General features: G+C 60.8%; 10 protein-coding genes. All 10 read left to right on the top strand.

What is annotated here, in order from left to right:
* Positions 1 to 186 precede the first annotated feature (186 nt).
* The 10 genes from ABI_RS01110 (at position 187) to lptB (ending at position 9867) form a co-directional block, all read left to right on the top strand.
* Entirely contained in the window at positions 187 to 1173 is a 987-nt protein-coding gene (locus ABI_RS01110; RefSeq protein WP_006270956.1) for a hypothetical protein, read from the top strand.
* Between the two features lie 94 nt (positions 1174 to 1267).
* The gene (locus ABI_RS01105; protein ID WP_006270955.1) at positions 1268 to 2884 is read left to right on the top strand and encodes a tetratricopeptide repeat-containing sulfotransferase family protein; all 1617 of its coding nucleotides are present in this window, start codon (positions 1268 to 1270) and stop codon (positions 2882 to 2884) included.
* 148 nt (positions 2885 to 3032) lie between these two features.
* The gene (locus ABI_RS01100; RefSeq protein WP_006270954.1) at positions 3033 to 5480 is read left to right on the top strand and encodes a TonB-dependent receptor; all 2448 of its coding nucleotides are present in this window, start codon (positions 3033 to 3035) and stop codon (positions 5478 to 5480) included.
* 189 nt (positions 5481 to 5669) lie between these two features.
* Entirely contained in the window at positions 5670 to 5810 is a 141-nt protein-coding gene (locus ABI_RS24810) for a hypothetical protein (protein ID WP_157138665.1), read from the top strand.
* Positions 5811 to 5836: 26 nt separating this feature from the next.
* The gene (locus ABI_RS01095; protein ID WP_006270952.1) at positions 5837 to 6433 is read left to right on the top strand and encodes an HD domain-containing protein; all 597 of its coding nucleotides are present in this window, start codon (positions 5837 to 5839) and stop codon (positions 6431 to 6433) included.
* A 24-nt stretch (positions 6434 to 6457) separates the two neighbouring features.
* A complete protein-coding gene (locus tag ABI_RS01090; RefSeq protein WP_006270951.1) occupies positions 6458 to 7120 on the top strand; it encodes a dienelactone hydrolase family protein in 663 nt (220 codons plus the stop codon).
* A 106-nt stretch (positions 7121 to 7226) separates the two neighbouring features.
* Complete coding sequence (locus tag ABI_RS01085; RefSeq protein WP_006270950.1) at positions 7227 to 7847, top strand: ribonuclease D; 621 nt, start codon at positions 7227 to 7229, stop codon at positions 7845 to 7847.
* Positions 7848 to 7867: 20 nt separating this feature from the next.
* Complete coding sequence (gene lptC / locus ABI_RS01080; RefSeq protein ID WP_006270949.1) at positions 7868 to 8539, top strand: LPS export ABC transporter periplasmic protein LptC; 672 nt, start codon at positions 7868 to 7870, stop codon at positions 8537 to 8539.
* A 12-nt stretch (positions 8540 to 8551) separates the two neighbouring features.
* A complete protein-coding gene (locus tag ABI_RS01075; RefSeq protein WP_006270948.1) occupies positions 8552 to 9097 on the top strand; it encodes an LptA/OstA family protein in 546 nt (181 codons plus the stop codon).
* Between the two features lie 2 nt (positions 9098 to 9099).
* Positions 9100 to 9867, top strand: a complete 768-nt coding sequence (gene lptB, locus ABI_RS01070; protein ID WP_006270947.1) for an LPS export ABC transporter ATP-binding protein — start codon at positions 9100 to 9102, stop codon at positions 9865 to 9867.
* Positions 9868 to 9981: the final 114 nt, after the last annotated feature.

Raw genomic sequence — 9981 nt, 5'->3', positions numbered from 1 at the left:
AATTAAAAACGCCCGTCCGGTTCGGCGGCTTTTTTTAATGGTTCGCGCGCAATCACGCCGGTTCTGACGATAGTCCGGGGCCATACGGACGTTTCTCGACATGCGCCCTGTCGCCATCTCCCCGGAACAGAGGATGGTAGGAACCTTTCGGCTTGATAGGTTGGGGCATGTCATCGAGAGGCTGTCATGTCCGAAAGATTCCCGCGCCACAATGTTTTGGAGTCCATCGGCCGCAGGGCGATCGCCGCCCTGGTCGCCGTCTGTATGGTGGGCTCAGGCGTGACACCCGTCATCGCAGGGCCCAGTGGCGATGCCTCCTTCCAAAAGGTCAAGGAATTGCAGGGGCAGGGGGCAGATGCGATGCAAATGGCGGCCAACGCTGACCTCGCCGGTCGCTATTCGCAAGCCTGCCAGGGCTATCGCAACGCGGCCACCTACTGGGAAAATGCCATCTATGCAGCGCTGGGGATGTTGACCGACAGCGATTACGACAACGAAAAGGTCAAAAATCACACGGCCGCGCTTCAGGTCGGCGTTGATGAAGCCAAGCAAAGTGCCAACGAAGTTTGCGGTAAGGAAGACGACCCACAAGCCAGCGGCTTGTCCGAGGAGGAAGAGGCGGACATGGAATTGGCCGAAAGTGAGGAAGCCAATGAACGCGTCAAGGTGATCGTGAGCGAGGCGAGACAGATGAGCGATGAGGCGCTTAGCGCCCATGATGCTGGTGACAGCGCCGGGGCGTGCCAGAAAGGCCGTGCGGCGGCCAGCCTCTGGGTCAGGGCGCGTGACACCTACGCCGCGATCCCCCGGCGCGACGAAGGCACGCTTGCCTCCATCACGACCAATGCCAGCCAAAGCGAAGCCGACAGGGACGAGGTCTATTGTCTGCAGTCAGATGTCGACGTCCTGATTGCCGAATTCGATACGGTGTATGCCCAGGCCAACGACTACGAAGCTCAGGCCAAACGGCTCTATGCCGAGGATGACAGCGCGAAGGCGTGCCAGGCGGGTCGCCTGGCGACCCAATATCATACGCGTGCGGCGACCCTTAGCCGCCAGATATGGACCCGGCTGCCGGCCGAAAATAAAGACGCCATTGATCCGCCGGCCTATGAAAAACATGCGGCAACCATGGCCGAGTTCGAGAGAGACTATTATTGTTCCGGCCAGTGAAACCAAAGCGGGAAGCTGAGCCATTTTCCCAATCTTCCTCGGTGGTGACCGCAAGGGCTAGGCAGAACGCCGCAAAAAGTTCTAACCTGTCGCCATGCCGGCTTCGAAACCCATCTCACACCAAGCCATCGCCTCAGGCCTGCGCAATCCGCAGCTGATGCAGGCTGCGCTCGCCCTGCACGACAATCGGCTGAACGAGGCCGAGCCGATCCTGAAACGCCATCTGCACGACCATCCCCTGGACGTGGCGGCGATCCGCATGCTGGCTGAGCTGGCCGCGCGTATCGGGCGGATGAAGGATTCCGAAGGCCTGCTGCGCCGGGCGCTGGAGATCGCGCCGGAATTCGGCGCCGCCCGTGCCAACCTGGCCACCGTCCTGTACCGCCAGAACCGGCCGGGCGAGGCGATTGCCGAACTGAACCATCTGATCGTCGATGATCCCGACCATATCGGCTACAGCAACCTGAAGGCCGCCGCGTTGGGCCGCATCGGCGAGTTCGAAGATGCCCTGACCCTGTACGAAGCCGTGCTGAAGGGCTGGCCGAAACAGCCCAAGGTGTGGATGAGTTACGGCCACATGCTGAAGACGGTGGGGCGCACCGCCGATGGCGTCACCGCCTATCGCCGGGCGCTGGAGCTGTCGCCGCACCTGGGCGAGGTCTGGTGGAGCTTGGCCAATCTCAAGACCGTGAAATTCACCCCCGACGATGTCGCTGCCATGCAGGCGGCTCTGGAGACACCGGGCCTCAACGACGAAGACCGTTTCCACCTCGATTTTGCTCTGGGCAAGGCCTTGGAAGACGCCAAGCGCCCGGCGGAAGCCTTTGCTCACTACGCCGCCGGCAATGCCCTGCGCAAGAAGGGGCTCGACTACGACGCCGGCGACATCGAACGGCTGGTCACGGCGGGCTCAAAGCTGTTCACGCCGGAATTTTTCGCCGAACGGGCCGGGCAGGGGTGTCCGGCGCCGGACGTCATCTTCGTGGTCGGCATGCCGCGTTCCGGCTCGACCCTGGTCGAGCAGATCCTGTCCAGCCACAGCCTGGTCGAAGGCACGTCTGAGCTGGCTGACATCCCCAACCTGGCCAAGCGCTGGAGCGACTATCCGCGCCGGCTGGCCAGTCTGACGCCGGATAATCTGCGGGAGCTGGGCGAGGAGTATCTCGATCGCACCCGCATCCAGCGCAAGACCGATCGGCCGTTCTTTATCGACAAGCTGCCGAACAACTGGCTGCACACTGCCTTCATTCACCTGATCCTGCCCAATGCGAAGATCGTCGACACCCGCCGCCACCCGCTGTCGTGCTGCTTCTCCAATTTCAAGCAGCATTTCGCCAAGGGTCAGGCCTTCACTTACGATCTGACGGACCTGGGCCGCTATTATCGCGACTATGTCCGACTCATGGCCCATGTTGACGGCGTTCTGCCGGGCCGTGTCCACCGCGTCATCTATGAACACATGGTCGAGGACACGCAAACCGAGGTCCGTGCCTTGCTCAGCGCCTGCGGGCTGGACTTCGAAGAGACATGCTTGCGCTTCCACGAAACCGAGCGCGCTGTGCGCACCCCGTCGTCGGAACAGGTCCGCCAGCCGATCTACAAGGACGGCACCGAGGCCTGGCAGGCCTTCGAACCGTGGCTGGAACCGCTGAAAACAGCGCTGGGTTCCGTGCTGCACCATTACCCGGATACCGCCCCGGATTTCAAGTAACGTTAGGGAAACCTTACGGTTCTGTAATCAAATACGTGACAATTCCGTCACGCCAACATGGCCATTTTTCCGCACTGCACATATGGCGATTGACGTGTGATCACATCAGTCACAATCATGTCACATTCCATCTTACCGGGAGACGGACATGAACAAGCGGATATTGTCGGCAACCCTGCTGACCACAACCATGCTGACGGCCATGCCCGTCATCCTCCACGCCCAGGATGCCGCGGCGCCTGTGGCCGATTCAGGTGAAATCATCGTCACCGCGCAAAAGCGCAGCGAGCGCCTGTCCAGCGTGCCCATCGCCATCACGGCCCTGACCACGAAAAAGCTGGACCAGCTTAACATCGGCAACTTCAACGACTACGCCCTGCAACTGCCCAGCGTGTCGTTCCAGACCTCCCAACCGGGGTCGACCAATGTCTATATGCGCGGCGTCGCCTCGGGCGGCGACGGCAACCACTCGGGCTCCCTGCCCAGCGTCGGTGTCTACCTCGACGAACAGCCGGTGACCACCATCGGCGGCGCGCTGGACGTTCATATTTACGACGTGTCGCGCATCGAATCTCTGGCGGGGCCGCAGGGCACCCTGTACGGCGCCTCGTCCCAGGCCGGTACCATCCGCATCATCACCAACAAGCCCGATCTGTCCGGCTTCTATGGCCGTTTCGACGCCGAAGCCAACACCATCAGTGGCGGTGAGAACGGCGGCAAGCTGGAAGGCATGCTGAACATTCCGCTCAGCACCGGTGTGGCGCTGCGCGTCGTCGGCTGGACCGAAAAGGTCGGCGGCTATATCGACAACGTGCCGGGGACGCGGGCCTTCCTGCCGGACGTCGAAGGCATTGTCGTTGATAACGACGCCTTCGTCGAAGAAGACTTCAACGACCTCAGCATTTCCGGCGCCCGCGCCGCGCTGAAGATCGACTTCTCGGAAGACTGGACGGCCACCGCCTCGCTGATGGGGCAGACCCAGAAAGCGACCGGTATTTTCGGCTTCGACGAAAGCGTCGGCGATATGCAGGTCCAGCGTTTCTATCCCGACAACAGCAAGGACCGGTTTGCCCAGGCCGCGCTGACGGTTGAAGGTAAGATCGGCAATTTCGACGTCACCTACGCGACCGCCTATATGGATCGCAAGTCGTCTTCGACCTCAGACTATACCGACTATGCCACAGCCTATGACGAGATTTACACCGATTACGGCGGCCTGGCCGGTTATTTCTATCTCTATGACTCCAACGGTGACACAGTCGATCCGCGCCAGTATATCACCGGCTCCTACGACTACGGCAAGACCAGCCACGAACTGCGCATCGCGTCGCCGCAGGACGGCAAGTTCCGCTGGGTGGGCGGTCTCTTCTATCAGGAACAGACTAACCACATCTATCAGAACTACATCATCCCAAATCTGGCGCCGGAGGTATCGGTCAATGGCTGGCCGGAAACCCTGTGGCTGACCCTGCAGGATCGGGAAGACAAGGACACCGCCATCTTTGGTGAGGCGACCTATGACTTTACCCCGACCCTCAGCCTGACGGCAGGTTTGCGCCTTTACGAATACGAAAACTCCCTGATCGGGTTCTACGGCTTCGGCCGTAACCCCAATGGGAAGCCGTGGAATGGTGCAGGCTCCAGCGGCACGGGCGTCGCCGGGTGCTATACCTCGAATGGCAAAACCGTTCGCCAAAATTACGACAGCAACACGACCGCAAACCTCTTGCCGGGTGTGGTGCCCGGAACGCCGTGTACCAATCTCGGGGAATTCGATAACGGCACAGTCGTGCCAAAGATCGCCCAGGGTGATGGTTCGACCTATCGCCTGAACCTGAGTTACAAGCCCAAGGCCGGCCGTCTCTACTACGCGACCCTGTCAACCGGCTTCCGCCCTGGCGGGATCAATCGCCGTGGTGACTATGACTACCTGCCTGACTACCTGACTAACCTTGAAGGGGGATGGAAGGTTACTCTGGCCGATGGCACGCTGAGGTGGAGCGGCGCGGTGTATCATCAGAAATGGGAAGATTTCCAGTTCTCCTTCCTAGGCGAAAACAGCTTCACGCAGATTCGCAACGGGGCCGACGCCACCATCAACGGCGTTGAAATGGACGTGACCTGGTCACCGACATCGAAACTGACCCTGACCGGCAGCGCGGCCTATACGGACGCCACCATCGATGGTCCGTTGTGCCCTACCGTAGCTGACTCCTGTCCAGGCGCTGAACTGGCACCGGCGGGGACCCGCCTGCCGATCACCCCGGAGTTCAAAGTGGCCGGCAGCGCGCGTTATACCTGGACGGAGATGGAGCAACGGCCGTTTGTCCAGGGCGTCTTTGCCCACCAGACGGGCGCCAGTTCGGATCTGCGGGTGGCCGATGCCGCCGTTGTCGGCGATCTCCCAGCCTATACTACCATCAACCTGTCCAGCGGCTTTGAATGGTCGACCTGGACGATGGAGGCCTATGTCAGCAACCTGACCGACGAACGCGGCCAGATGTCACGCTACGTCGCGTGTTCGGTCTGTACGCGTCCTTACGCCGTTATCATCCAGCCGCGCACCTTCGGGATCCGCGTCGGATCGAAGTTCTAAAACAGCGTCACTTGAAACGAAAAGGATTGCCGCGTGTCCCTGGATGCGCGGCAATGTCTTTAACTACTTGATAACGTTGTTCTTAAGCAATTCCTCATCGAATTTTGATATTATGGACGGGTACAGGACTTGTATGACCGGACCGGTGGGTTCGGTGGTTCAGAAACAACCATGATGATGGGTGTGCCCGTGTTGAATAAGGTTATTGCCGCAAACTGGATTGCCGCAGCCCGGCAATTTGCGCCTCAGGTTTTCGTCCCGCAGCCGTCGCCGGCCTTCGCCCGTCCGGTGATGCCGAAATCGCGCAGCCTGCCCAAGGGTATGGCCTGAGCGCTCTCGAAGCCCGCTGGCGCATCTTGAGCGCCGACCTCGGCCTGACCGACGGCGATGCCCTGTGGCGCAATATATTGGCGGCCTACAGCGAACCCCATCGCCACTATCACGGCCTGAGTCATATCGCGGCCGTGGTCGCCCGTTTCGACACGGTTCGCGACCAGTTCGAAGACCCGGGCCAGGCCCTGCTGGCGTTGTTTTTCCATGACATTATCTATGAACCCGCCCGGCGCGATAACGAGGCGCTGAGCGCGGATCGATTGCGTGAGGCCCTGCCAGGCATCGATACGGCGCGTGCCTGCCGTCATATCCTGGCCACGACCGCTCACCAGCCGTCGGACGATCCGGACACGAACCTGGTTCTGGATATCGACATGTCGGTCCTGGGCGCATCGTGGCCAGCCTATCTCGCCTATGCCCGCGGCGTGTTCCACGAATATGTGCCGGTCTATGGACTTGAGGCCTATGCCGCCGGTCGGGTGGCGCTGTTTCTCACGCCGACTCTGGCGCGCGACCACATCTTCCTGACGCAGTCGTTTGCGGCGCGCGATGCCCAGGCGAAACAGAACCTCAGTGCCGAACGCGACCTGTGGCAGACGGGGCAATTCGCGCCTATATAGGTCGCCTTGCACAAGGAGACGACGATGGGACAGATGATCACTCTGCAACGACCGGACGGCAGCGGCCTGGAGGCCTACCAGTCGGGCAGCGACCCGACCCGGCCCGGCATCATCGTCCTGCAGGAATGGTGGGGTCTCAATGACCACATCAAGGCGATCGTCGACCGTTTTGGCGACGAAGGCTTTAACGCCATCGCGCCCGACTTGTACCATGGCCGGGTGACCCGGGACGCCGATGAGGCCTCCCACATGATGAACGGGCTCGACTTTCCCGGCGCCGTGCATCAGGACATCGCGGCGACCCAGACCCACCTGCAAACGATCAACAAACGGATCGCCGTAATGGGTTTCTGCATGGGCGGCGCCCTGGCGCTGGCGTCTGCGGCGCGTCTGGACGGCTTTTCTGCGGCGGTGTGCTTTTACGGTGTGCCGCCCAAGGCCTTCGCCGATCCGGCCGATATCAAGATCCCGTTCCAGGGCCATTTCGGCACCGTAGATGATTGGGTGACGCCGGCAGTGGTGGCCGAGATTAAGGCTGCCATGACCGCGGCCGGCAATGCGCCGGACTTTTACAGCTATGAGGCCGACCACGCCTTCTTCAACAAGACCCGGCCCGAGGTCTATAACGCCGAAGCCGCCGAACTGGCGTGGAAGCGAATGATCGCCTTCCTCCAGGCCCGTCTTTAGGCGGGTCTTTGGTGCCAAAGATTGACGTATTCGTCATTCGGGGCTAGCGAAGGCTTGGCAGGTTGAGCGAGAGCCTGTGTCACGAAAAACTCAGGGTACCGACAACTTGACCGTATTTTACCACGAAGGCGATCTGCCTGCAGGCCTGGATCTGGGCAAGAGCATTGCCCTCGATTCCGAGACCATGGGGCTGCGTTTTGGCCGCGACGATCTGTGTGTCGTCCAACTGTCGGCCGGCGACGGCCACGCCCATGTCGTCCGCCTGAACCGCCCGGCCTATGACTGCCCCAACCTCAAGGCCTTACTGGTCGATCCGTCGGTGCTGAAGCTGTTCCACTATGGCCGTTTCGACATCGGTATGTTCGCCCTGCACCTGGGCGTCGACACCTCGCCGGTCTACTGCACCAAGATCGCCTCGAAGCTGGCGCGTACCTATACCGACCGCCACGGTCTGAAGGATTTGTCGCGCGAACTGGTGGGCGTCGACATGTCCAAGGCCCAGCAAAGCTCCGACTGGGGCGCCGCCACCCTGACGCCGGAACAATTGGCCTATGCCGCGTCCGACGTGCTGCACCTGCACGCCTTGAAAGACAAGCTGGACGCCATGCTGGCGCGCGAAGGCCGCAGCGCACTGGCGCAGGCCTGTTTCGACTTTTTGCCGCAGCGCGTCAAACTGGATTTGGCAGGTTGGGAAGATTGCGATATCTTCGCCCACAGCTGGATCTGACCCCGGCTTAGGATACCCTGATGGACCTGACCCAGATCGACGCCCGGCATGCCTCTGAGGATGCTGCCACCGAGGTTGATGAACGCAGCCAGCGGCTGGGCAAGCAGGTCGCGGCTGTGCGCCGCCGGTCGCGCCTGATCCACAGCCTGCGCACCTTTTTGCCTGGCGCCATTATCGGGCTGATTGTGCTGAATTTCGGCTGGATCATCGTCACCAGCATCATCAATTCGATGAATGTTTATGACGGCAATTCGAACGAAATCCGCATGACCAATCCGCGCTACCACGGCCAGACCGGCAAGGGTGAGCACTATACCATCAGCGGGCTGGAAGCCGTCCGCCGCGGCAAGGACGCGACCACAGTGATGCTGAAATCACCCGTGATGGAGTTTAAAGGCGACGCGGACGGGACGACGCGGGTGGCAGCCGTCAACGGTGTTTTCGATCAGCAGTCGCGCAAGTTTATCATGACGGGCAATGTCTTGCTGGTCACGGGCGGCTCGGACTTTACCTTCAAGACCGAAGAAGCGATTGTCGATCTCGACAATTCGACCGTTTACGGCGACAAACACGTTGAAGGAACCAGCTCGGTCGGTCATATAGTGGGCGAATCCTTCGTGATTTCCGACAATGGCAACTCCGTGCGTTTTACCGGCCGCGGCGACGCCCAGGTCAAGGCAGAGATGAAGTAGAGGGTTAAAGGGATGACGACGAAAACTTTCCTGGCTGCGATGTTCTGCGTTGCTCTTGGGTCTTTGGCCCTGACGGGTTCCGTCGGTGCCCAGGTGGCGCAGGAAGGCGGACCGGTTATGGTCGGCGGTGACAGCTGGCAGGCCGACGAAAATGCTCTGACCCAGACGTGGGACGGCCGGGTCGAGGTGATCCAGGCCAATTCGCGTCTGCGTGCCGACCACGTCGTCATCAGCCACGCCCCCGGCGGCGAAGGCGAGAACAAGGGGTGGGGCGAGGTCGTCAAGATCGAGGCCACCGGCAATGTCTATTACGTCACGCCGGAGAACACGGTGAAGGGCAATACCGCCGTCTACACCAAGGCGAACGACACCATGGTCATTTCCGGCGATGTCGTGCTGAAGCAGGGCAAGAACGTTATGACCGGCACGCGCCTGGTCGCCGAGGTTGGCGCTGGCACGACCACCATGGACGCAGCGCCGGGTTCAACCAACAATGGCCGCGTCCGCGCCGTGCTGTACCCCGACGAAAAGCAGGCCAATTCGGCCGCCGGGAACTGATCATGGCCGTTACCGAAGACGTCATCACCACCGCGCCCAAGCCGGCGGCAACCGACGGCGTTGTCGTCGAAGGCATCGGCAAGTCCTACAAGGACCGCGCCGTCGTCAAGAGCGTCTCGCTTAAGTTGGGCCGTGGCGAGGTGGTGGGTTTGCTGGGCCCCAACGGTGCCGGCAAGACGACCTGTTTCTACATGATCACCGGGCTGATCGAAGCCGATTACGGTACGATCCTGCTGGATGGCCAGGACATTACCCGCCAGCCAATGTATCAGCGCGCCCGCATGGGCATCGGCTACCTGCCTCAGGAAGCCTCGATCTTCCGCGGTATGTCGGTGGAGCAGAACCTGCTGGCCGTGCTGGAGCTGAACGAGAAGAATCCGGCGAAGGTCCAGGAGGACGCAACCAAGCTCCTGGAAGACCTGCGCATCACCCATATCCGCCATTCACCGGCAACGGCCCTGTCGGGTGGTGAGCGCCGCCGGGTCGAAATCGCCCGCGCCCTCGCCGGCAAGCCGTCCTTTATGCTGCTGGACGAACCCTTCGCCGGTATCGATCCCTTGGCCATCTCGGATATCCGCGACGTCATCATCTATCTGAAGAGTCGCGGCATCGGTATTTTGATCACCGACCACAATGTCCGTGAAACGCTGGAGATCGTGGACCGGGCGTCGATCATTCACTCGGGCGAAGTGCTGTTCGAAGGCACGGCGGAACAGATCACCCACGATCCGGAAGTGAAGCGGGTCTATCTGGGCGAGTCGTTCAACTAGATTTTTTAAATCGTCATGATTTAGCTCGATGCCACCTCCCCCGTTATACGGCTAGGGTATGCACACATCTGCCTGAGATGCCGAGTTCGCTATTTCTTATACTCCCCGTTATGC

Origin of the sequence: Asticcacaulis biprosthecium C19 (genome assembly GCF_000204015.1) — a bacterium.
In the GTDB taxonomy this organism is placed as follows: domain Bacteria; phylum Pseudomonadota; class Alphaproteobacteria; order Caulobacterales; family Caulobacteraceae; genus Asticcacaulis; species Asticcacaulis biprosthecius.
The sequence above is the reverse complement of the archived record's forward strand: the minus strand, read 5'-3'. Positions and strand labels throughout refer to the sequence as shown.

Coding starts and splice junctions, on each gene's coding strand:
- ABI_RS01075 (WP_006270948.1), top strand. CDS start 8,552: ATGACGACGAAAACTTTCCTGGCTGCGATGTTCTGCGTTGCTCTTGGG.
- ABI_RS01100 (WP_006270954.1), top strand. CDS start 3,033: ATGAACAAGCGGATATTGTCGGCAACCCTGCTGACCACAACCATGCTG.
- lptB (WP_006270947.1), top strand. CDS start 9,100: ATGGCCGTTACCGAAGACGTCATCACCACCGCGCCCAAGCCGGCGGCA.
- ABI_RS01110 (WP_006270956.1), top strand. CDS start 187: ATGTCCGAAAGATTCCCGCGCCACAATGTTTTGGAGTCCATCGGCCGC.
- lptC (WP_006270949.1), top strand. CDS start 7,868: ATGGACCTGACCCAGATCGACGCCCGGCATGCCTCTGAGGATGCTGCC.
- ABI_RS01090 (WP_006270951.1), top strand. CDS start 6,458: ATGGGACAGATGATCACTCTGCAACGACCGGACGGCAGCGGCCTGGAG.
- ABI_RS01105 (WP_006270955.1), top strand. CDS start 1,268: ATGCCGGCTTCGAAACCCATCTCACACCAAGCCATCGCCTCAGGCCTG.